14 protein-coding genes are annotated in these 24677 nt (G+C 53.0%); 1 reads left to right on the forward strand and 13 read right to left on the reverse strand.

Annotated features, from left to right (window positions below; translation table 11 throughout):
- Positions 1–137 precede the first annotated feature (137 nt).
- The 13 genes from BN8_RS03870 to BN8_RS03930 form a co-directional block, all read right to left on the reverse strand.
- Positions 138–1559 carry a SusD/RagB family nutrient-binding outer membrane lipoprotein gene (locus BN8_RS03870; RefSeq protein WP_009280488.1) on the reverse strand — a complete coding sequence of 474 codons (1422 nt, stop codon included), beginning with the start codon at positions 1557–1559 and terminating at the stop codon, positions 138–140.
- 23 nt (positions 1560–1582) lie between these two features.
- A complete protein-coding gene (locus tag BN8_RS03875; protein ID WP_009280489.1) occupies positions 1583–4702 on the reverse strand; it encodes a SusC/RagA family TonB-linked outer membrane protein in 3120 nt (1039 codons plus the stop codon).
- A gap of 159 nt (positions 4703–4861) precedes the next feature.
- A complete protein-coding gene (locus BN8_RS03880; RefSeq protein ID WP_009280490.1) occupies positions 4862–7243 on the reverse strand; it encodes an ABC transporter permease in 2382 nt (793 codons plus the stop codon).
- A gap of 48 nt (positions 7244–7291) precedes the next feature.
- Positions 7292–9736: an ABC transporter permease gene (locus BN8_RS03885; protein WP_009280491.1), complete on the reverse strand. Its 2445-nt coding sequence runs from the start codon at positions 9734–9736 to the stop codon at positions 7292–7294.
- A 128-nt stretch (positions 9737–9864) separates the two neighbouring features.
- A complete protein-coding gene (locus BN8_RS03890; RefSeq protein WP_051040992.1) occupies positions 9865–10329 on the reverse strand; it encodes a nuclear transport factor 2 family protein in 465 nt (154 codons plus the stop codon).
- A gap of 28 nt (positions 10330–10357) precedes the next feature.
- A complete protein-coding gene (locus tag BN8_RS03895; RefSeq protein WP_009280493.1) occupies positions 10358–11770 on the reverse strand; it encodes a DUF4932 domain-containing protein in 1413 nt (470 codons plus the stop codon).
- Positions 11771–11878: 108 nt separating this feature from the next.
- Complete coding sequence (locus BN8_RS03900; protein WP_040005426.1) at positions 11879–14332, reverse strand: ABC transporter permease; 2454 nt, start codon at positions 14330–14332, stop codon at positions 11879–11881.
- A 38-nt stretch (positions 14333–14370) separates the two neighbouring features.
- Positions 14371–16761 (reverse strand): ABC transporter permease, encoded by a 2391-nt coding sequence (locus BN8_RS03905; protein ID WP_009280495.1) that lies wholly within the window; start codon positions 16759–16761, stop codon positions 14371–14373.
- Between the two features lie 101 nt (positions 16762–16862).
- Positions 16863–19268: an ABC transporter permease gene (locus tag BN8_RS03910; protein WP_009280496.1), complete on the reverse strand. Its 2406-nt coding sequence runs from the start codon at positions 19266–19268 to the stop codon at positions 16863–16865.
- A 107-nt stretch (positions 19269–19375) separates the two neighbouring features.
- The gene (locus BN8_RS03915) at positions 19376–21763 is read right to left on the reverse strand and encodes an ABC transporter permease (RefSeq protein ID WP_009280497.1); all 2388 of its coding nucleotides are present in this window, start codon (positions 21761–21763) and stop codon (positions 19376–19378) included.
- 173 nt (positions 21764–21936) lie between these two features.
- Positions 21937–22845 carry a winged helix-turn-helix domain-containing protein gene (locus tag BN8_RS03920; RefSeq protein WP_009280498.1) on the reverse strand — a complete coding sequence of 303 codons (909 nt, stop codon included), beginning with the start codon at positions 22843–22845 and terminating at the stop codon, positions 21937–21939.
- Between the two features lie 42 nt (positions 22846–22887).
- A complete protein-coding gene (locus BN8_RS03925) occupies positions 22888–23352 on the reverse strand; it encodes a hypothetical protein (RefSeq protein ID WP_009280499.1) in 465 nt (154 codons plus the stop codon).
- Complete coding sequence (locus BN8_RS03930; RefSeq protein ID WP_009280500.1) at positions 23349–23759, reverse strand: hypothetical protein; 411 nt, start codon at positions 23757–23759, stop codon at positions 23349–23351. Before BN8_RS03930 ends, BN8_RS03925 begins: the two co-directional genes overlap by 4 nt.
- A gap of 300 nt (positions 23760–24059) precedes the next feature.
- On the opposite strand from BN8_RS03930, the gene BN8_RS03935 reads away from it, so the two are divergent.
- Positions 24060–24674 (forward strand): HPP family protein, encoded by a 615-nt coding sequence (locus tag BN8_RS03935; RefSeq protein WP_009280501.1) that lies wholly within the window; start codon positions 24060–24062, stop codon positions 24672–24674.
- The last annotated feature ends 3 nt before the right edge of the window (positions 24675–24677 follow it).

Raw genomic sequence — 24677 nt, forward strand, 5'->3', positions numbered from 1 at the left:
TCACATACCATATTAGATAAATAGCTAAAAACCAACCGAATATCTATTGGGCCCAATAAAGACTGTCCGCAACCGGACGCCATATACGTTCAGTTGCGGACAGCTTCATAGGGTATACTCTATCTGAGCAGGCTTGCCTACGGTTTATCCCACCAGAGGGGCGTCGACAGTGGGACATCGTCTGGGACGTTTACGCCGTTTTTCGACGTTTCGCCGTTTGGATAGGCCACCCGACGAATGAACGTAGGCAGGGCTGCGTTGAGGGGCAGCGTAAATCCTTTATAGCGGTAATCGTACCGGCGGGCGTCATTCCACGCTTCTGGATTCAGGTACGTGGTGACGTATTTCTCCTTGAAAATCAATTCGAGTGTGAGCCCATTGGCGCCAACCCCAACCGCCGGATTGGATAGGTACGCATCACGGGCGGCTGCCGCTACGCCAAGTTTATCCATATTGGCCCGAATGCCCGCCAGATAAGCAGCATAGGCCCGCGCCCGGTCACCGGCCCGCAGAGCGGCTTCTGCCTCCACAAACTTCATCTCCGAGTAAGTGACAATCAGCAGCGGGGAGGCATCACCGCTCAGGGGTGAATTCAGTGAAATATAGACTTCATCTTTGGTGGTGTTGTTGCCGCCCACGTTGCCCTGACCGTTTCGGGTGCCGACGTAGGTATTGTTGACCGTTCTGTCCGTAATCTTCTCGATGCGGGGGTCAACAATGCTGTAGGTGGTGCCGTTCAGGTGGTTAACCAACTGCGTCGACAGCCAGCCATCCAGCAACAGGTTTGCGTTGTTGCGGGCTACCTGCGCCCACGGGTTCCGCAGTTGAAAAGAAGCCATCTGGGCGTCGTCCGCATTCGACGAATACGATTTGGAAACCGCGTCGAGAACAGCCGCCGGATCGTAGCTGCTCTTCTTTGAAATCTTATTCAGCATCCTGGCTCTGAGTGCGTGGGCCGTTTTGATCCAGGCGGCCGTGCTCCCTTTGTGGATCAAATCATTAGCGGCCACCAGCTTGATCCGCGAATCAGTTTTCGCCAGTTCAGTAAGGCTCTCGTTGAGAAGGCTCAGCGCGGTTGTGTACAGCGTCTCTTCCGAATCGTACGTCGGTGTGAGTGTTGTGCCATCGAAAGCATTCGAAAAAGGGGCGGCCCCGAACGTATCAGCGATCAGGTTAAGGTGATACGCCAGCATGACATCCGCTACACCCACGTATTCCGAAGCGCCCTGTTCCTGGGCCTGTAACTTCATGTCGCGCAGATCGGCCAGGGCAAAATAAACGTAATCCCAGGTGGCGGTGTAATCCGTAACCTGGTACGTATCGGTTGACCCGCCGGCGGTCGGATTCGCCAGATACTGGACAAAATAAGACGTGAAGTTTGCCACCCGCTGCGAGCTGAACGCCGTTTTCTGCGTTGTGGTCGACAGCAACGCGCTCAGGGGTGGGTTGGAAATCAGACTTGGGTTGGTGTCCAGTTTAAAATAATCCTGACAGCCGCTTGTTCCGCCAAGCAGCAGGACCGCCAGCGCGAACGTTGTATATCGAGTATGAAATTTCATGAGTTGCGTTGTGAAAGAAGTGATTAAAAACCAGCATTCAGGGTGAACAGGACGCTCCGGACGGCCGGGTAGGTGAAACCGGTGAAGCCGTCGACGTTGCTGCCGCTGTTGAACGAGCTGGTTTCCGGGTCGTAGCCGCTGTATTTTGTCCACAAGGCGAGATTGTTGCCTGTTACGCTCAGCGTTACGTTTTTGACGAACGAGTTTTGGAATAGGGACTTGGGGAGCGCATACGTAATTCCCGCCGAGCGCAGCCGTACCCACGAAGCGTCTTCAATGAAGTTTTCGGATACCCCCCGGTGTATGTTCCGGTAGAAACCGTTCGTATAATCGACGCCGTCCGGGCCTTTACCCTGACCGAGCCAGACGGCCTTTGTGTTTGGTGTTCCGTCGGCCAGAACGCCCTCAAACACCTTGGTCGTGTTGCGGTCTTCGGTGTATTTGGCGATGCCGAAAGCCGAGAAAAAGTTGCCCAGCTGATTGTACCGATCCTGACCCACGCGGGCGTCGAAGAGGGCTGTCAGCGTGAAATTGCCGTATCGCAGGGTGTTGTTCAACCCACCGATCCAGTCGGGCTGCGAGTTGCCCAGAATCTTTTGGGTCGTATTGATCACCGGAAAACCATTCGCGCCAATCACGATCGGGCGGCTGCGATCCAGTTCGGGTGAGGCATTGGCTTCGGCTGCGTTGGGGTAGTAGCGCTGGTAGCTGCGACCATACAGGTTGCCGTATGGATAGCCCGGTACGAGCCGCATGGTGACGCTTGAACTCAGATAGCCGAACTGATTGGCGTAGTTGATCTCGGTCAGTCCTTCGCGCAGGCTCAGGATTTTGTTCCGGTTGGCCGAAAAATTCAGGTTAACGTCCCAGCTCAACTTACCCGTCTGAACCGGTGTTGCCCGCAGAATCAGTTCAATACCCCGGTTTCGCATGGAGCCGGAGTTGATCGCGGCCTGCACGTAGCCCGTCCCCGACGATACATCCACCCGGATGATCTGGTCCCGGCTGAGGGAGTTGTAATAGGTCAGATCCAGCCCAAACCGGTTGTTGAAAAAGCCCATTTCCAGCCCGGCTTCGAACGTATCCGTGAACTCAGGGCGCAGATTAGGATCGCCCAGCAGCGAACCCCGCGTGAAACCGGTCAGCCCGGAAGGCAGTGCGGTGTAAGCTGCATACCCCGTAACGGTCGAGTAGGGGGCTGCGTCCTTTCCGATCTGCGCGTATGATGCCCGCAGCTTACCCAGACTGATAAATTCAGGCATTTTGAACTGCTGCGAGAAAAGGTAAGAAAGGCTGGCTGATGGGTAGAAGAACGAATTGTTGGGGGCCAGGAGCGACGAGGTGATGTCATTCCGGCCGGTCAGGGTCAGAAACAGGTAATCGCGGTAATCCAGGGTCAGTTCGCCGAAGACACCCATCAGGCGATAGTCCTCGTCGTTCTGAACCGTCCGGACCGTCTTGGCGTTGCGCAGGTCGAAATAATCATACACGGTCAGCTCATTACCTTCCGCACCGAAGCTCCGGATCCGGCGGTCGTACAGGTCGTGACCCAGACGAAAGGTGGTGTTGAAATACTGGCCCAGTTTAGTACTGGCGCTGGCCGTGAACGTCGACGTAATGGCCCGAAAATTTGTATTGTATTGATATACAAAGCCCAGACCATTGTCTTCAAAGACCCGCTCACCCGCCAGGCCAGTTGGCCCCGGCGCGGTACGAAGACGACCTTCCGAATACGTATCCAGACCGACCCGGTAGTTCAGCGAAAGCCACTTAAACGGATTGTAAAGGAAGTTCAGACCACCTACGAGCCGGTTTACGTTGTCGCGGAGTTTGTTGGTGTAAGCGCCGTAGATCGGATTACCATTGCCGTAGGTATTCTGCGTGCCGTCGGGCTTGATGTAATCCCGGACGTCGTAACGTGGTGACCAGTAGCTCAGGCTCTCGTTGAACCGGTCGGCGTTGTAGCGGTCGCCACCCGAGTTGATGTAGTTCAGCGAGGTGTTGACCCCGAATTTTTCGCTCAGTTTGACGTTTGTATTCAGTCGGACCGACAGTTTATTGAAGTTCGTAAATGGAATTACCCCTTCATGGCGCAGGTGGCCGATGGACGACAGAAACGTTATCTTGTCTGTGCCACCGGTAAACGACAGGTTGTTCTGGTATTGTTTCCCCGTCTGATAGGCGTCCCGGAAGTGATTGTACAACTGCTGCGGGTGCGTCGGGTCAATCCGGATGGCTTCTGCCACGGTTGGCCCCCAGGAAGGAAAGAAGTCTTGTGGGTTATATACACCCGCGTAGCCAATCGTATATTGATCCTGTACTTCCGGGTATTTGTTAACGTTCTCGATGCCGAACGTGCTGTTAAGATTCGCCCGGAACGCACCGGCTTTCCCTGATTTGGTGGTGATCACCACCACCCCGTTCGCTCCCCGCAGACCGTAAAGCGCCGTAGCCGCCCCGCCTTTCAGAATATTGATCGTTTCAATATCGTCCGGGTTAATGTCGGCCGCCCGGTTGGTAGCGCCCCGCAGTTCAGCACCTGAGCCAAAAGTCGACGTAGTATTGTCTAACAAAATCCCGTCGACTACAAACAATGGCTGATTATCGCGGCTGGCATCGAGCGAGTTGATGCCCCGAATGAGGATACGGGCACCTTGCCCCGGTGCGCCACCCGTGTTGGTGATGGTCACGCCGGCAACTTTTCCCTGGAGCGCACTAACGACGTTTGTCTGCCGATTTTGACTGATTTCGGCTGCATCGACGCTTTGTGTAGCGTAGCCCAGATCTTTTTTCTGGCGGCTGATACCCAGGGCCGTAACTACCACTTCGTTGAGTTGCTGATTGTCCTGCTTCAGCACAAGGTTGATGCTGGTCCGGTTCCCGACGGTAATCTCCTGAGTTTGAAAGCCGATGTAGCTGAAGACCAGTATGGCATCGGTCGAGTTAACCCGCAGCCGGTACTGACCACTCGCGTTGGTTTGCGTACCTGTAGACGTGCCTTTTACTGATACGTTTACGCCCGGCAGCGGAGCGTTGTCTCCTTCGGCCGTCACAATACCGCTTACGTCGATCGGCTGCGCCATAACCTCCGAAAAACAGAGCGAAAAGGCAATAACCATACAGACTCGTAATAAGTTTTTCATGTTGATAAGTAAAGATTAAGAATAGTTTTAAAGCTAACAGTACGTAAAAATAAGGCCTTCGTAAAGTTTCGCAAGCTTAATGAAAGGGCAAAGGATAGTTGGATCCTCAGTTGCGGGGATATAGCGTATAATGAGAAGAGGGAGATGCCTTACTTGCTTTCACTCCGTTCGCAAGCTCTTCACCGGATTCATCAATGCGGCCTTTACACTTTGCAGGCCGACGGTCGCCAGCCCTACGGCCGTCGCCAGAAACCCCGCCAGGGCAAATACGGGCCATTCTATATCAATCTTGTACGTGTATTCTTCCAGAAACTGGCTCATGGCGTAATAGCCAATGGGAGCCGCAATCATGAAGGCAATGAGGATGAGCCGGAGAAAGTCCGTTGATAACAGTGTTACAATACTGACGACCGTAGCGCCCAGCACTTTCCGCACGCCAATCTCCTTAGTTCGCTGCGTGACTACGAACGATACCAGACCGAACAAACCCAGGCAGCCAATGAAGATGCCGACAATGGCGAGTAGTGACAGAAAGTTGGTCAGCTTGCGTTCGTCTTCGTAAAACGTTCGGAGGGTATCGTCCAGGAATGCCGGATCGTAGTAATGGTTCGGAAACAGGGCTTTCCAATGCTGGCCGATGTGCGCCAGGGCGGCCGTTTTCTGCTTTGGATCAATGCGGATACTGGCTTCCTGAAAATTCCAGTCGGCATAGAGAAACACGTGCGGCACAATACCCGACTTCAGGCTCTGCGAATGGTAATCTTTCACGACGCCCATGATCGTGAAGGGTTTGTCGTGGTACAGATTGATACGTTCGCCGATTGCTTTTTCCGGTGTTTGAAATCCCAGCTCACGGGCCGCTTTTTCATTGATAATCGCAACGGTGTTCGTATCGGCGCGGGTCCAGGACCGTCCGGCCACTAGGGGTATCCTGAAAAACTGGAAGTAATTCGTGTCGACGTATTGGGTCCGGAACTCGTATTCGCCGTTGGGCAGGTTCGGGTGGCGTACCGTACCCCACCACCAGTTGTTGTTGCTGGACGGTGTGGTTAAGGCAAAGGCAACGTCTTTGATTTCCGGATGCTGCCTCAACTGTTGACGCAACCGTTCGCGCAGAACAGGATTGCCACGGTCGGGCATCCGGACGGTTACGACAGCTTCTTTATTGAATCCCAGATCAGTCTGGTAGAAATACCGAATTTGTTTGGTTCCGATCAGGGTGCAGATAACTAGCACCTGAGCAATAACAAACTGCGTAACGACCAGCGTCTGACGTAGTGAAATCCGGCCGCGATCCGGGGTACTTAACCGGCTTCGCAGCACCCGCACCGGCTGAAACCCTGACAACACCAGGGCCGGATAGCTACCCGCCAGCAGGGTTACGATGCTGCCCAGCAGCACCAGAAAAGACACCGTATTCTGGTCCCAGACAGTTGATTGCGACACCTGTGTCGTCAGCAGGCGGTTGGCGTAGGGAAGCAACTGCATGGCTAACAATCCGCCTAAACTGATGGACACTAAAACCAGAAAAGCCGTCTCACCAAAGAACTGCGCAATCAATTGAGTGCGGCTGCTCCCAAGCACTTTCCGTACGGCGATTTCGCGGCTGCGCCGTACGGCCTGCACCGTGGCCAGGTTTACGAAATTAATGCAGGCAATGACGATCAAGAACAAGCCGATGCTGGCCAGGGTGTACAGCATCCACTGCGGAATGACGTAGTTATACGGATCGGCATCACTCTGTGTGTCGCGGTGTACGTCGACCAGCGGCAGCAGGTCAAAATTCGTGTAATGGCTTTCGGACCTATGCTGGGCGGCCAGTTTACCCACGGTTGCTTCAATCGCCGACGGAGCCGTATTGGGTTTCAGCAGCACGTAGCCGTGGTGCATGGAGTCGCCCCCGCTCCAGTAGGTTTCGTTGGTGTACTGCGGCATAATTCGCTTCAGCGTCTCTCGCGACGCCAGCACCTGAAACTGAAACTCGGTGTTGGCCGGCACCTGCCGGATAATGCCCGATACGATCAGGGTGACGCTGTCCCGAATGCGAAGCGTTTTTCCCAGCGCATCCCCGTTTTTGAAGAAACGCCGGGCGGTCGGTTCGTCGAGCACTACCTGATACGGTTGACTGAGCGATTGCTGGGGCGATCCGCTGAGCCAATCGACGTCGATCATCTCCAGAAAGGCCGGGGGCGCAAAATAGATGTGCTTCACGTTGAAAACCGTTTGGCCGACCTTAACCCCGTCCGATTCGATTGCGTAGGTGTTCACGGCCCGCTCAACGCCGGCTACCTGTTCATTCAGGGTTTTAATAACGCCCTGCGGTACGTGCGACCCCTTTTCGCCGTACTTATCCTTACCAATGAGCCGATACAGGCGGTCGGCGTTTTGGTGGTAGCGGTCGAAGCTATACTCAAACCGCACAATCCAGAACAGCACAATGGCTACACCGAGACCCAGCGTCAGGCCGGTCAGGTTGATCAGCGCGTAACTCCGGTTGCGGAGCAGCGTGCGCCAGGTGGTTTTAAGATAGTTGGTTAGCATGGTTTTTAAGGGGATAAGGGCTTGGGGACAACTACCCCAAACCCAGCACTATTCATTACGTAAACTCTTCACCGGATTCATCAGAGCTGCTTTCACCGTATGGAAGCTAACCGCCAATACCGCCGTTAGCAGACCCATTGCTCCGGCTAAGGCAAATACATCCCAGCCAATGTCGACTTTGTAGGCAAAGTCCTGCAGCCATTTCGACATCAGCCACCAGGCGGCCGGTACGCCCAGCGCAAAAGCCAGCAACGCCAGCCGGAACGTTTCACGGTTAAGCAGCAGGAACAGTTGCGACACCGTAGCGCCCAGTACTTTGCGAATGCCGATTTCTTTGGTTCGGTTTGCGGCATTGAGCCCCGACAACCCAAATAGTCCCAGACAGGCTACCAGAATGGCAAACAACGTAGCCGACGCCATAATATTCATCCAGCGGCTGTAGGATTCGTACTGTTTGGCAATATCCTGATCTAGAAAGGTGTAGTTAAACGGCTGACCATCTGATAGCTGTTTCCAATCGCTGCCGATACGGGCAATGGTTTCGGGCGAGGCTCCCGCGCGGAGTTTGAGCAGGAATTGCCCCGCACTTTTCGGGTCGACGCGTAACATCATTGGCTCAATCTTCGACTCCAGCGTTGAGAAGTGATAGTCTTTCACAACGCCAATGACCCGCTGGTTACCAAGTGGTTTTAAGGGCTGGTTGAGGGCGAAATCCTTGCCCAGACGTCGGGCCAGGGCCTCATTGATGATAACCGCTTGTTCCTTACTGGCGGTGTCGCTGGGGAACCTGGGGGAGAAATTGCGCCCTTGAGTCAGCCTGAGGTTGAGCAAAGGCAGGTAATCGTAATCCACACCGTACGAATATACCCAGGTGTCCTCGTCGTTGATTTTGTAGAAATACATATTTGTGCCCCGACCCAGTGAACTGGACGTACCGCTCACGGCTACCAGATCCGGATTGGTGCGCTTAAGGTCAACCAGTCGTTCTCGTACTAATTTCACTTTGTCGGGGTTCTGGTCGTAGTTGTTGACAACCAGTACGTGTTCCTTGTCAAAGCCCAGATCTTTCTGCGCAATGAATCGCATCTGCCGATTCATCACCAGGGCCGCGGTCATCAGAAACAGGCAAATGCCGTATTGCACGACCACCAGTGCCCGCGACAGAACAGGGTTTACCCGATACGTCTGGTGCCCCCTTAGCAAGCGAATGGGTTGATAGCCCGAAAGGACCAGCGCCGGATAGCCGCCTGCCAGCAAACCAATGACGAGAACCAATACGGTACTGCCGCCGACAACCCATCGGTCAGACCAATCAAGCAGGAGTTCACGGCCGGTGTACTGATTGAAGGTGGGCAGAAAGGCGGCCGTAAGTACGTAGGCCAGAACAAACGCCCCGAGCGTCAATAGCTGCGTTTCAATCCACAACTGAAACCAGACCTGGCTTTTACCGGCACCAACCACCTTCCGAACGCCGACTTCCTGCGTGCGCGTAGCCGCATTAGCCAGGGTCAGTGATACGTAATTGACACAGGCCACAAACAGCATCAGGGCGGCAATACTCATCAAAATATAGGCGTACAGCGGATTGGTGACCTCGGGGAAGTAAACGGCGCTGTCGAAATGCAGATCGGGTAATGCTTTGGCTTTTAACTCCAGACCCGGTTTGTCCTTCGGTAGCCGATTGTTTTTCTTCCAATCGCTGATCATGCCTTTGAAGTAGTTGTTGGCAAAGACGTTCAGCTTGCGGCTAAAAGCGACCGGGTCTACGCCGGCTTTCACCTCAATCATTGTGGACGTGCAGAAGCAGTTGTCCACCGTGTTGGCGTATTCTTCATACGCCGGATTGCGCTCTATGCGCACCAGCATGTCAGGTTTCAGGCTGGAGTTCGAAGGAATGTCGTCCATGACGCCCCGCACCGTAAACGGCTGCATACCCTCAATGTCCAGATTGATCGCTTTGCCGACCGGGTTGCTGTTGCCAAAGTATTTCCTTGCCAATTCCTTCGACAGCACTACATCGTTTGGCTCGCGGAGCGCTGTTGGGCGGTCGCCATACACGAGCGGGAACGAGAACATGTCCAGAAAGGTCTGATCGACGTAGTATAGCTTCTCGCTGGCCATCTGCTCACCAACGCGCATGAGTGCCTGGCCCTCATTGAAGCGTACGGCGTTCTGTACGTCTGGCAATTGTTGCTTAATGGCTGGGGCAATGGGGTAGGGCAAACGCACCAGCCGCTTGTTGTCTTTGGGGGTAAGTGAGCTGAGGAACCCCGACGACCAGGTCATCGACGCATTAACGTTGTCGATGTAATCGATTCGGTAGATTCGGTCAGCTTTGGCATGGAAACGGTCAAAACTGTACTCGTGCCGGACATACAGGTAAATCAGCAGGCAAAACGCCATCGCAACGGCCAGACCTGCCAGGTTGATAGCGGAGTAGACGCGGCTTTTCCACAGATTTCGGAGCGCGATTTTAACGTAGTTCCGGAGCATGGTTGGTTTGGAGTTCGGTTGAGGATTTAGGTCTGACGGTACGTCTGACCGGCTAGTCCAGTGTTGTTAAACACGATTTCGATTTGGTTAACTCCGGTCAGACGTACCGTCAGACCTACATGAGCCTGCTACTTCATGGCCTGCAACGACTTCGGTGGAGACTGCCAGAGTACGTTGACAATCATCCAGCGACCGTTATCCTTCATCAGGTGGATATAGTCAATACCCCAGACGGCCGTCACTTTAGCCGAAGCCGTTTTGTCGGCTATTTCGAATACGTCTACAATTCTCGGGGAGTTGGCATTGGCGCGTTTCCCATCCTTGTTCCAGGTACTGGCCAGCCGGATCAAGGCCGGAAAGGGCATTTCCAGTTGCCTGGAATACGCACTGGTTTTGTCGCTGTAGGAGAATCCGCGCTTTTGCAGACTGGGATGGATGCTCTGGTACGCCAGCGTCGTATCGGCTTTGTAGAACGTATCAATATAGTCATAGCAGGCCTGTTTGACGCCCGCTACGTCGTCGGTTGGGCTACTCTGGGCATACAGGACGGCCGTGGTAAGTGCCAGAAACGTTGTAATCGCTAGTTTTCTCATAGGGTTAAAGGTTTTATCAAGATTAATGTCATTTGCCGGTTTTGAAAGCCACTTCGTGTTCGACCAGTGGGTAACCATCAGTCGTTTGAAAACTTCTGTCGGTTAATTTGAAGGAATACTCCCAATTCGGTTTCAAGGCAACCTTCAGTCTCAGTGACCGATTGTCGTTGCTAAATCCAAGCATGTCTCTTAGCGGGAAGTGCTCTTTCCCTTTCTCCCCCATGTTGATCGAGATTTTTTTGGGGTTCATTGGCTTGTCGAAGCGGATGACCAGTTCGGTTAGGGTTGGATCAACGTCGATGGTTTTGTCCGCCAGCGGTTCAACAGCTACTACGTGCGCCCGTTTTTGGTCGTAAGCTTGCCGCAGAGCTGGGAAGTCGGCGGCTGTTTTGTCGAAAAATTCAACAATTCGCGGCATGAAACTGGCCAGCGTCGGAAACTGGTCGCGGCTCTTTTCGTACTCCTCAAGTAAGTCGGTCAGGCTTTGGGTCCAGATGAACCCGTTCGCTTCTTCGGCCCTCACCTGACGCCAGACAGTTTGCCCTTCAGGATCATGCCTGGCCAGATAGCGCACCACGGACGCCCGGACCAGTGATTCGTAATACATTGTTTTCCAGTTGCCGTACGCCTGCCTGCGCATCTGATCGGCTACCTGTGGGAAAATAGCGTTGCCAGATGATTCTAGCGCATCCTCATGAGCATCAATCAGCGAATTGACAAATGAGTGGTTAAACTCGTGGATGATGATGGGCAAAACGGAAGACGCTTCGTACGTAGGGTTGTTCAGGCTGTCGACTGCCCACGTGCCCATAATGGCGTAGATTTCTTCCTGGCCGTCTGCGTGAATGACCTTTGGACCAAAGTTTCCTCCGCCGTTGCCAACCCCGATCACTACGTTGAATTTCCCGGCTGGTACTGTCCCATAATACTGCTTGTACCAGCTTTGGTCTACTTTGTCCAGGACCTGACCGAACCGGGTAATGGCCGTCTGATACATGGCTTCGTGCTGATCGAAGAATGCCTGACACCGGGCATCCTGGTAGAATCGTTGTAGGAGTTTGGCAAAGCTTTCGGCGTTCGTAGCGCCCCACCGTTTGTCTAATTGCGCCTTGGAGAACGCCATGATGGGTTTCAGCGACGGCGGCTGTTCCAGGTGGATAGCCATGGACATAACCGCATCGTAGCCCACGCCGTTATCCTGCGCCAATTGCCTGGCCATCGCCACGGCCGGGTGGTTTTTATGCGCATCGAAGTGCCGATGAATATCGTTTACATAAGCACCGAACTGATGGCCATTGTATTCGTCATTGCCGGCCAGCCGAAACACGATGCTCAGCAGCTCAACGCGCCGGTCAACCTGGGGGTTGAGCTTGACGGGTTGGGCAAAAAGGCAGGATGACAGGCCGATCAGTACAGTGAGTATGGTCAGTTTTCGTAGCATAGGGGTTGGAGGAAAGGGAGAAAGGGGAGGAGAGGGACGAAAGGAAGGAAAGGGTATGGTGTACTCAATACCTTATCCTTACCTCCCCTTTCTCCCTTTCCTTCCTTTTTATTCCGTTCTTAATGATTTAACCGGATTCATCAGGGCGGCTTTGATGCTCTGAAAACTGACGGTGAGCAGCGCAATGCCTACGGCCAGTACACCCGCCAGGGCGAACATCCACCATTCGATCTCAATTTTGTAGGCAAATTTCTGGAGCCATTGATTCATGATGTACCAGGCAATGGGTGAGCTTAGCACCAGGGCAACCAGCACGAGCCGAACGAAGTCAATAGAAAACAAACCGAAGATGTGGGCCGCTGATGCGCCCAGCGCTTTCCGAATTCCCACTTCTTTGGTACGGGTTTCGGCCATGAAAGCAACAACACCGTAGAGTCCCAGGCAACCGATGAACAAGGCTATAGCGGCCAGCAGTTGGAACAACGAGTACATGCGCTCTTCGCCCTTGTAGAAGTTGGCTAGGGTTTCGTCCAGAAACGTGTACTTGAACACAAAATTCGGGAAGGTGGCATTCCAGACCGTTTCTATTTCGCCCAGCAACTGACTGATGCGTTCAGGACTGGTTTGGCCGGCCGCTAGTTTGATGCCCAGGCTTCGGTACTGATCCCGGTAAGAGGTTAAAACACTCGGCTCAATTTTCTGATGCAGTGAAAAGGCGTTGAAATCCTGTACTACGCCGACGATAGGCTTTTTTACATCTTCGCCATTTACCCGCAAAAATTTACCAATGACTTGCTCCGGCTTCTGAAAACCCAATCGTTTCATGAAAGCCTCATTGATCACAAACTCCCGCATACTGTCGGCCGCCTGAAACGTCCGCCCAGCTATTAGTCTCAACCCATAGGTGCGTACGTAAGCCGAATCGGCTGGCCGCATCAGTACCCCATAGTCGGGTTCTTTGTCGTCGTTTTCAAAGCGAAATCCGGTAGTCCAGTTGCTGGCCGATGAGGGTGTCGTCATGCCGAAACTCATGGACTGTATGCCGGGCAAACCCGTCAGCTTGGCTTTCAAACTTTCCAACTGGCCGGGTTTTTTCTCCGGAATCAACACGGTCAATACGGCATCACGGCTGTAGCCTAAATCAGCCGAGCGGAAATACGTCATCTGGCTATAGGCAACAATGGTACCGATCATGAGCAGTTGCGAAATGGCAAATTGCCCCACAATCAATCCCCGGCGAAGCGTAAGCTGATTAAGGCCTGCCGATGAGGCTCTAACCTTTCCTTTCAAGGCCAGAATTGGCTGGTAACCCGACAGGACGAGGGCCGGATAGAAGCCGGCCAGCGCGGTTGTCAGAAAACCCAGTACCGCCAAGCAGATAAGCACTGTTGGGTCGAACAGCGTCGTAGCACCTGGTTTAATGTTGAGCAGCTCGCCAACATAGGCTAGCGATACGTGCGCCAGGAACAGAGCCAGCACCGTAGCGAAGCCTGTTAGTACGCCGGTTTCGCCCAGGAACTGCCGCACCAGTTGCCCGCGCGAACTGCCCAGTACTTTGCGGACGCCCACTTCCTTAGCCCGCCGAATGGCCTGCGCCGTAGCCAGATTGACGAAGTTGACGCAGGCTGTGATCAGAATAAACAAACCAATCAGCGCCATCGCCCAGATCATTTCCTTGCTGATGGTTCGTTTGGCGTAGTTGTCGGTGCGGGTATCGAAATGAATACTGGTCAGCGGTTGTAACGCATAAATCAGGTCGCGGGCATCGTCAGGCTTATGGTATTTTTTTACAAAAGCGGTCAGTTGCTGATTCATATGGGCAGCCGCAACGGGCTGATCTTGCGACGCACCAGGCAGCATCAGGTACATTTGCGCGCCACCGTAGGTCGACTGCCAGTCGTCCCAGTTCGTGCTGGCGCCGTATTGTTTTAACGAGGCAAATGACAGCAGAACTTCAAACGGCAAACTGCTCGTAGCGGGAGGAGACTGCACGACGCCTGTCACCAGGAAATCCATTTTGTTCTCGACGCGCAGTGTCTTTCCAATGGGGTTGCCGGTGCCAAAATATTTCTGGGCCATCCGATCGCTCAACACCGCTGTATTGGGGTTATTGAGCGACGTTTGGGGGCTTCCTTTCTGCCAGCTGAAATCAAACAGCCGGAAATATTCGGGTTCAACAAAAGCAACAACTCCGTCGCCTTCCTGAAATTTGTTCACGGATTGACGGGTTTTTTCACCCACTGTTATCACTGCACTGGCAATCCGGTTGACCATCGTAATCTGGTGTTTCAGACCAGGGAAATCAGTCCGCAGAGCCGCCAGCGCCGGTAAAGGCATACCGACCTGCCGACGATCATCGTTCGATTTTTTGTTGAATGACACTAGCCGATACGTCTGGTCTGCATGGGCGTTATGCTGGTCAAAACTTAATTCATAGCGAATAGCCAGGAATAAGAGCAGACAGCAGGCCAGACTGAGCGTTAACCCAAGTACATTGATAAGCGAATAACTCCAGTTGCGTCGTAAAGCGCGGAGGGCGGTGGTGAAATAACTCTTTAGCATATACATGGCTTGCCGAGTGTTAACGATTGGGTTGGGTGCTATTCGCTTCTTAATGATTTAACTGGGTTCATCAGGGCGGCTTTGATGCTTTGGAAACTGACGGTGAGCAGCGCAATGCTTATGGCCAGAGCACCCGCCAGCACAAACACCCACCATTCGATGGCAATTTTATAGGCAAAGTCAGACAGCCATTGATTCATGCCCCACCAAGCTACTGGTGACGCAATGGCAATCGCAATTAAGACCAGCTTCAGAAAGTCTTTGGATAACAGTGTTACAATACTGGCGACCGATGCCCCCAGCACTTTCCGCACACCGATCTCTTTAGTACGTTGCTCAGCGGTAAACGTAGCCAGGCCAAACAAACCCAGGCAGGCGATGAAGATAGCTATGCCGGAGAAGCCCAGAAACAGGCCACCCTTTCGCTCGTCGGAGCGGTACTGCTCAGCAAAGGTTTGGTCCAGGAAAGCGTATTCGAACGGTTGGCTGGGGTTTACCGCTTCGTACGTTTCTCGTACGTAAGCCAATGCCGCCGGTACGTTCTGGGGCGCTATGCGAATCAGTAAGTTATCACCCCGATCCGGGTGAAGAATCAGCACCAGTGGTTCGATCTGGTTGTGTAGCGAGCGCAGGTGAAAGTCACGGATAACCCCGGCGATCGGTATTTTGCGGGTATCAAACTCGATCAGGCCAGCGGTACGGTTTTTCCAGCTTAATCGCTTGAGCATCGCTTCGTTGATGAGTACAGCACCCGCCGAATCACTGGCAAAGTCAGGTGAAACGTTACGGCCCTCTTTCAACTTGATTTGTAAGACATTCAGGAAGTCATGATCAACCGAGAAATACTCGGTACTAACTGGCTGCTCCCGGCCGCCTGCATAAAAGCTGAACGTTGTTTTGTTGTTCATTTCACCGCCTACCGACCCGTCAGTCAGACTGACGCCTTTGATGATCGGGTTTTGCAATAGCTTGTTTTTTAGAAACCTGGAAGCTTGCTGAACGGAAGGCGATTTGAGCGGAACGGTAAGCACCTGTTCCTGATTGAAGCCTAACTGCGTATGCCGCATGTACTGCAACTGCTGATATACGACGATCGTACCAACAATCATGACCATCGAGATCGTAAACTGTAGGACAACCAGCGATTTCCGGAGCAAAGCGCCTTTCCCGCTGGCTGTAAAAGCTCCCTTGAGAACGATGATCGGTTTCAGTCGGGATAGGATAAGGGCGGGATATAAGCCGCTTATCAGGCCAACCAACAGCGTAAAAGCGATCAATACCATGGCTGTCTGCGTATCCGTTACGTCGATCGTCAGCGTCTTAGCCGACACCTCGTTGAAGAGTGGCAACAGGGCATACAGGAGCAGCAAACTCACCGAAAGGGCTACGAATGACAACAATGTCGATTCGGCCAGGAATTGGTTTACTAGCTGAAATCGTAACGAACCGATGGCCTTGCGAATGCCAATTTCCCTGGCTCGTCCTGCCGAACGGGCCGTGGCGAGGTTGATGTAATTGACAATGGCGATCAGAAGAATAAACAAGCCGATGGCCGAGAACGTGTAGACATACGCCATATTGCCGCCGTTCTCTTCACCCATCAGGTGCGTTGAGCGCAGGTGTATGTCTGCCAGCGGCTGGAAGGTAATAGTAAACGTAACCTCCTTCCCACTATCATCCCCGATGGCTCGGGCAATGTATTTTTGGTAGAAAGCAGCCATCTTTCCTTCCAGCTTCTCGCGGTCGCTGGCCTTGTTTAACAAAAGGTAGACCATCGAGTTGAAGCTATCCCACTTACCCAGGTTGATCCCGCTGATTTGCTGGTTGGAATACGGTAAGATGGCCTCAAATTTCAGATGGTGGTTGGCAGGGACATCGCTAATGACACCGGCTACTGTAAGCGGCTGATCGTCTTTCACCTTAACGATACTGCCTAGTATGCCATTGGTTTTTCCGAACAGGCTCAGGGCTAACTGTTGCGTCAATACGATGCTGTTTGGACTGGCAAACGCTGATTGTGGGCTACCGGTGACGAAGTCATAATCAAAGAAGGCAAATAGCGTCGAGTCGGCGTAAATAACGTCTTTTGCATACAACGCTTTATCGCCCACCCGCAACAGGGTTTCGCTGCCGGTCTTCACCCGCAGTACCTGCCGGACCTCAGGGTAGTCCTGTTGTAAGGCAGGACCCATGGGGGCTGACGCGATGCCGAGCTTGTATTCATTGTCCGACCAGTTGATATGCAGGTTGATACGGACTATTCGCTCGGCGTTGGCATGATACTGGTCGAAACTTAATTCGTCCTTGACATAAAGCCCCAATAGAATAGCACAGGTCATGCCACTGGCTAATCCCAGCAGGGTCAGTATGCTGTAGGTTTTGTTGCGAATCAGGTTCCGCCAGGCGATTTTGAGGTAGTTGAGCAGCATAGGGTTTTGAGGGAGGAAAGGGGAAGGAAAGGAGGAGGGAGGAGAGGAGGAATGCTACAGCCCTTTTCTCCTTACCTCCCCTTTCTCCCTTACCTCCTTTTTTATTCCGTTCTAAGTGATTTCACCGGATTCATTAAGGCCGCTTTCACGCTCTGGAAGCTGACCGTCAGCGCTGCGGCCAGGACTGTTGCCAGCAAAGACAGCAGAAAGACAGCAGGGCCAATAGTTATTTTGTATTGAAAGTTGGCCAGCCAACCCGTCATAACCCACCACGATAATGGCGCGGCTATGGCAAAAGCGATAAGAATGAGCCGGGCAAACTCCCGGTTGAAGAGCCAGAGTAAACTCTGTACGCTGGCACCGAGCACTTTCCGGATACCAATTTCTTTCCGCTTCTGCCCAACCATGAACAGAACCAGGCCGTAGAGCCCCATACTGCCAATCAGCAACGACACGCCAGCAAAGAAATTAATGAGCATACTCATGGTCCGCTCCTGCTGGTAGTTCTGTCTTATTTGCTCGTCAACAAACTGCGGCTCGAAGAAGCTGTCTGAATAGACCTCATTGTACGCTTTTTCCAACTGCGCGAGAGTTTGTTGGTAATTGGCAGAACTCAGCGAAATGTTGGCGAAGTAATAGCCCGTTGCAATCGTCGTCAGGAAAAGAGGCTCGATGCCCACCCGAAGGTTCGACTGGTTATAATCGTTCAGCACGCCAACTATTTCCAATGGCGCGAGACTCTGTTTATGAATGAATTTACCAAGTGCGTCGGTCGGGCGAGTAAGGCCAAGTCGCTTCACAAAGGTTTCGTTGACAACAGCCTCGCGCGCCGTGTCGGAGGGCTGAAGATTACGTCCGGCAATCAATTTGAGCTTGTACACATCAACGTAGTCAGCGTCGATCCAGGCTTGCTGAGGGCTGAACGACTCTTCGTTTTGGCGGGTGTCGAAACGAATCGTGGTCTGGCTGGTCCAGCCTGATTGCGGTGGGCCACCCATGGAATAGCTCACTTGATCAACACCCGGTAAGGTTGTAGCCAAATTCCGGAAGGTGGCCATTTTGCTCTTATCCTGACTAGGCACCGAGGGCAGAGCGACCGTAACTACGGCCTTTTTCCGAAATCCCAGTTCCTTGTCTTGCATATACTCCAACTGATTCGCCACCACGGCCAATCCAATAATCAGGATTTGCGAAATGGCGAACTGTGCGATTACTAGGCCGCTACGCACGGAGAAACTTCCCGACGGTTGCGTAGTAAGCCGACTGGCTAATGCCGTGACCGGACGAAAACCGGCCATTATGAATGCTGGATACAAGCCGGACAACAAAATGACCCCCATAACCAGGAGTGAAAGCCAGAGCAGGACTGCCGGCGAGAAGTAAAACCTGAAACGGAATATGCCGGTGAGGTACTTGTCGGCCAGCGCCTGCCCGACATCAAATATCCCCATGGCCAGGATCGTTGCCGCTACCACAATTAGCGCCGTTTCGCCCATGAATTGCCAGAAAAGCTGGGACCGTGTGCTGCCCATTACCTTCCGGACACCCACTTCCCGCGCCCGCTTGAGTGCCTGTGCCGTTGCCAGATTCACGAAGTTGATGCTCGCTGTACCAACCAGCAGGAAACCGATGGCCAGCAGCGACAGCAGTAGGTTCCGACTGACGCCACCGTATTCCTCCGACAGGTGCATGCTGCTGAAAGGCTCGGCCGGATAAAAGGTCTTGTTTACATTCTTCGGGTTGTGCTTTTTGACAAACGATACCTGCTGCCGGTTCCAGTCGGCGAGCGTAAATCGATCGTTAAACAGCGCATAGCAGTGGGTGCTGCTGTTGGTGTTATCGAAGGGTTCACTTTCCGGCCTGGCCCCGCGCGTGTCTTTCAGCGTGGTCCACGACGCCATAATCGAATAAGCCAGATCTGTGTTATCCTGGTAATCCGCAAAAACGCCCACAATCCGGGCCGGAACACGGGCATCGAGCAGCAAGTTCTGACCCACCACATTTGCAGTCCGGCCGAAGCATTTGCGGGCCATTCTGGCGCTGATCACCACCGTATTCGGTTGGTTAAGGGCTTCGGGGCCACCAGCCAGCCACTGGTAGTCGAACAGTTGAAAATAAGCCGGCTCGACAAAAGCACCCGATTGCTCTTTATCCTTGATTTTCTTACCCGTACCGATTTTCGCTGGCACGATGACCAGTGGCTCTCCCCACTCTTCGAGCATCGCTACGTGGTTAAGTTCAGGGTGGTCGGTACGTAGTGCCTGTCCAAACGGATAGGGTATTCCTCGTGTCCTGAACTCACCTTCTGCCGACGTGAATCTTGACGCGAACTGATAAATCTGGTCATACTTGTGGTGATGCTGGTCTGTCTGGTAGTGGTAGCGCACCAACGCGAAAATCAGCAACGCGCAGCCGATGCCTAGTCCCAGACCGGTTACGTTGATAAGGGCGTACGACCAGTTTTTTTGTACGTTCCGCCAGGCGATTTTGAGGTAATTGAGCAGCATAGGGGTTGAGGGAGGAAAGGAGAAGGAAAGGAGAGGGACGAGAGGAAAGGGGATGGTGTACTTAACCCCTTTTCTCCTCTCCTCCCCTTTCTCCCTTTCCTCCTTTTTTATTCCGTTCTAAGTGATTTAACCGGGTTCGTCAGCGCTGCTTTGATGCTCTGGAAGCCTACGGTCAGTAGCGCAATTGCAATGGCCTGAACGCCCGCCAGGGCAAACATCCACCATTCGAGGTCAATCTTGTAGGCAAATTCATTTAACCATTGATTCATAGCATACCAGGTAAGGGGGGAGGCAATGAGGATGGCAATCAGCACCAGTTTTAAAAAGTCTTCGGAAAGCAGGGCAACGATGCTGGTAACCGATGCGCCCAGCACTTTACGTACGCCGATCTCCTTGGTACGTTGCTCGGCTGTGAAGGCCGCTAACCCAAATAAGCCCAGACTGGCAATGAAGATGGCGAGGACGGTAAAGGCAAGCAGCACCTGACTCTGTTTTTCTTCCGTTTTGTATTGCTGGGCAAAATTTTCGTCCAGGAAATGAAACGAGGGGGTACTGGCCTGATCGAACGTATGATACACCTGACTGATATAAGCGAGGGCTTCTTTGGTTTTCTCGGGACGTATGCGGACGTAAAGATTGTCCTTCTCCGACGGCGCGGGCATTTGCAGCACCAGCGGCTCAATCTTGTGCTGGAGCGAGTAAATATGGAAGTCGTTGACGACACCGACCACGCGGGCTTCTTCAACGTTATCTTTACCCAGAAAATACCGGACGCGCTTGCCGATGGGCTCCTGCCAGCCCATTTTCTTGACCAGAGCTTCATTCACCAATACCGCCCCTAACGCATCGCTGGGGAACGATTCGGAGAAGTTACGCCCCTTCAGGAGCTTAATTTCCAGGGTGCTCAAATAATCTGAATCGACGGAGAATTTCTGAACAATCTGCGTAGCGGTGGGTATCGTACCGTTTTGTTCGAAAAACATGCCGTTGGTGCCGATGTCATTGCGACCAATTGGGTTGCTGGCTGCGGCTACCTGTTCGATGAAAGGGCTTTTGCGGAGTTCTTCTTTCAACGCCCGTACCTGCTGGCGAGATGCCTCATTCTCCAGGTGAAAGGTTAACACCTGCGTTTTGTTGAAGCCCAGCTCTTTATTGAACATGAAGTTCATCTGCCGGAATATGACACCCGAACCGGCAATCAGACCAACAGCTATGATAAACTGGAACACCACCAGCGACTGGCGTAACCGGGCTTTTCCGGTCAGGCTGCCAACCTGGCCCTTCAGGGCAATAACGGGCCGGAAGCCGGACAGGAGCAGGGCTGGGTACAAACCGCTGCCAAACCCGAGCAGCACCGTGAATACCAGCACGACGGCTAATGGGGTGAGCTGACCGTACTGCGCAACGGACAGCGACCGGTCGGCTAGCTGGTTAAACCAGGGCAACGCGGCTTCCATCAGTATAATCCCGAGTACACTGGCTAGTAAAGCCATCAGGACCGACTCGGTTAAAAACTGGACTACGAGCTGGCTCCGGCGCGAACCGATGGCTTTGCGAACACCAACCTCGCGGGTTCGGGTAATGGCCCGGGCGGTATACAGATTGACGTAGTTGATACCGGCGATGAATAAGACCAGCGCGGCTATAATGACAAAAACAGAAATCGTTTTGGCGTTACCATTGGGGCCGATTTCGTAGTCGAGATGGGAGTGGAGATGAATGGACGACAGCGGCTGAAGCTCCATCCGGTAGGTGAGTTCGCCCATTTCCTTCTTGAGGTGCTTGGTGTAAAACCCCGGGAGTTTTGCTTCCAGCGCCTTGTAATCAGTGTCCTTTTTCAGCAGCAGGTACGTATAAAGCTCGAAGTTCTGCCAGCCGTTGGTGTAATCCGCCGGGAATGAGCGTATGGCGCTGAAGCGCAGGTGCGAATTGTTCGGAACATCGTCGATAACGCCCGTTACCGTATTGATAAAGTTATTGCTGAACGCGATCGGCTTCCCAACGGCCCTGGCTGCATCGCCGAACAGATTCTCGGCTAAACTCTTCGTCAGGACAATGGTTTGGGGCCGCTCCAGCGCAGTAGCGGGGTTGCCGTACAGGAACGGAAAGGAGAAAACATCGAAGAAGGTTTGGTCGGCAAAATAGATGTCGTTCGCTTCGATCGTTTTATCCCGGTAGGTAATCATACCGCCCCCCTCGGGGTGAATCCGGACGGTTTTTTCAATCTCGGGATAATCGGTCTGAAGCGCTTTCGCGTACGGCGCTGACGTAGGTGCGATCTGGAGATTTCCCGTTGGCCAGCTTGCATAGTGCACAACGCGAACGATCCGGTCGGTGTTGGTATGAAACCGGTCGTAGCTTAGCTCATGCGCGATGTAAAGCGCCATCAGGCCAACAGCCGCAATTCCGATGCCCATGCCGACTATGTTTAACCCGCTAAAGAGCCGGTTTTGCCAAAGATTTCGAACGGCGATTTTGAGGTAGTTCAGCAGCATGGTCGTTTAGCGTTAAGAAAGGTTGAACAAGGTGTGCCAGTAACTGCCCAAATGGCGTACCACAAAAGTCAGTGGTTTGATAATTAGTGGGTTAGGGGTGGGTCACAAATGGGAATGTCCGCAAACGGACGTCTTTACGTTCACTTGCGGACAAGGATGAGCCAGCTAATTGGCTATTCTACAGGGGCTTGCTCAACAACGAACCGATACCCTACCCCATGTACTGAATTAATGCGCACGGCCGGGTCGTTCTGAAGTAGTTTGCGCAGCCGGGATACGAATACATCGGCGCTGCGGCCTACAATGATCCCTTCGTCTTCCCAGACGGATTTGAGGATAAAATCCCGTTCAAGCACCTGATTCGGATGATCCGCAAAGAGACGGAGCAGCTTCGCTTCCCGATACGTCAGTGTGTGGTGGGTGTCGGCTACGTCGAGCGACAGATTGGCGGGGTTGAATACGGTATTGCCCAGTCGAATGACGTCGCTGGACACCGGGGGTAAAAAGGGCTGAGGGGCTACTGGCTCTCCTTTCGTTTTAGCAACCCGATACCAGACAAAACCACCCAGTCCGGCCAGGATGAAACCCAGCGCACCCGCCCACCAGGCGTTGATGGGCTGGGGTGCTGGTTCGGCGGCTGCGAACGTAACCTGGAGCGTGTAGCAGCCGCGCTGCTGCTCCCGACCGACACAGGGAACCTCGTTATGCCGGGTATAATCCAGAAAGTTGTAACCCAATTGCAGCTCGCCGTTCGAACAGTCGAGCACGGCGACATCGTAGTTGGTACCGATCCGATGAAGGGCCAACGATTGCTGTAAGAGGGTGGGCAGCCGACCGTAATCAAACGGGCGCTCCAGCCGGATAACGAACGTAGTGGCATTCGTTTGCTGCACCGGCGGAATCCGCGATGTTGAGTCACCTTTTTCGGCCAGGAGGTGGTGGGCCGTCCTACGCAGGGCGAGGTTGACTTTCCGGGCAAACGGACTGTTGTCTGCTCTGTCGACTGCGGGCGTCAACCCCACAAACTGCGTGAACAGCATCCCGGCCAGTAAAAGTCCGATAAGGGCGGCTGCTTTTCCCATACTACACAAAGGCTTCTATGCAAAGATACAAAAGCCTCGATTTCAACACCCATCGGTTGCTTTCTTCGGTAGAAAGAGCCACTTGGAGATGGGCATATTTATGTAATTTACTACCTGAAAGGTGCGTCTGGCACTACCCTCATTTTGCCGGACCGGTTCAATAATCAGCTCATCGCCGTGCTTGGCCACCGCTAAAACGTTACCTATTTCTACTTCCGTAACCACCCGGTTCGGGTTAGACCCCGTGCTGGTAATGAGGGCGTTCCCTCGCTTCAGGTAAATTCTGAACGGAATCGGGGCTGTTTCCGGCTCATCGGGATGAACAGCATGCAGGGCTAACGTACCCCGGCTGCCGATGGTGAACGTCGTATACGTCATTGGTTTGCCGTTCAACAAAATCAGACTGCGGTCAGCATCGGCAGTGTTATTTCGTGCAAACGCACCCAGACAAGCGAGGACCAGTACTCCCAGCATGATCCCCGGATAGTTTATAGATCGACGGTTCATTGGACCAGAATTTCGTTGTGTGGAAGGGCGTATTGGTTTCCGATAGCCATCAGGACGATGTGATCACCTTTCTGGCACTTAGCCAGTACGTTCCGGATGTTCACCTGTCTGTACTGGTTAGCTGAGAAGGGTACCAGCTTCTTCGTGGCTTTGTCCCGGATGGCTACTTTAAAGGGAACTTTGCCGAGAGCTTTTACCGATTTTGGGGATAGGGCGACGGTCTGGACGCTCAACTCACCGGTCGACGTAGCGGGCACTACGCACTTCCCTGTCGTGCTGTATTCGTTCACCACCATCCGGTTGCCCAGAAAAGCGGCCGTGCAGGATTGGGTTGTACTTTGCCCGAAGCTTAGGATCGATACTGCGCTGAGCGCAATTGTAAACGTGAGCCAATGGGTGCGTTTCATAGTTCTGTCTGTTTATGGATGAAAGACGAACAAATGTACTGGCTCACGTTCGGGCAGGCGAAAAAGGGGTGTAAAAGAGTGTAAAGGAAACGTAAAAGTTTGATGGCGAAGGTTTGACAGCATATTTGTAAAATGTGCTGTTTGCTAATCAGCATATTACGTCAATAGATAAAGGACTGATAACCAAAAAGTGTGCTCCTCTGCAATGGATTTGGCTATGAATCACCTTGGCTTTTATCAGCTTTGATTGTCTTTCATACGGGAACCCAATGCCCGTCCATTGTGTAATAAAGGCATCTTATGAAAAAACGATTAAAAAGACACTATCGGGTTGCCCGGTACGTCGTCTACCGACAAACCATTCTGGAGCCGGTTGATCATTTGTGGACATTCCTCGGAACGTTTGCCGCCATCTCTTCGATTGGGTTGATTCAACAAGCGGGCTTTACCCGGCAAGACACTATCTTTTTGATTGGCTCATTTGGTGCCTCCTGCGTTTTAATTTTTGGGGCTACGCACAGCCCACTGGCTCAACCCAGAAACTTGATAGGCGGCCATCTATTGGCTTCCCTCATTGGCGTTGCTATTCATAAGTGTCTACCCGACCAACTCTGGTTATCCTCTGCCCTGGCAGTGTCTTTATCTATTGTTGTCATGCAAATAACGAAGACCATGCACCCTCCCGCCGGTGCCACCGCGTTAATTGCTAATATAGGTTCAGAAAAGATTATTCAGTTAGGGTTTGGGTACACACTAACTCCGGTTCTCACGGGAGTTAGTGTGTTGTTTGTAATTGCGCTTATTGTCAATAATCTGGCACCCCATCGAACGTATCCTACGCAACCGCTTTCGTGGCCAGGGCGTTTCAGGGGTTTGCGCCGTCGGTTGCAGTCTTCAAAAACGGAAAGTACATAACCG

It is taken from the genome of Fibrisoma limi BUZ 3 (assembly GCF_000296815.2).
Lineage (GTDB): Bacteria > Bacteroidota > Bacteroidia > Cytophagales > Spirosomataceae > Fibrisoma > Fibrisoma limi.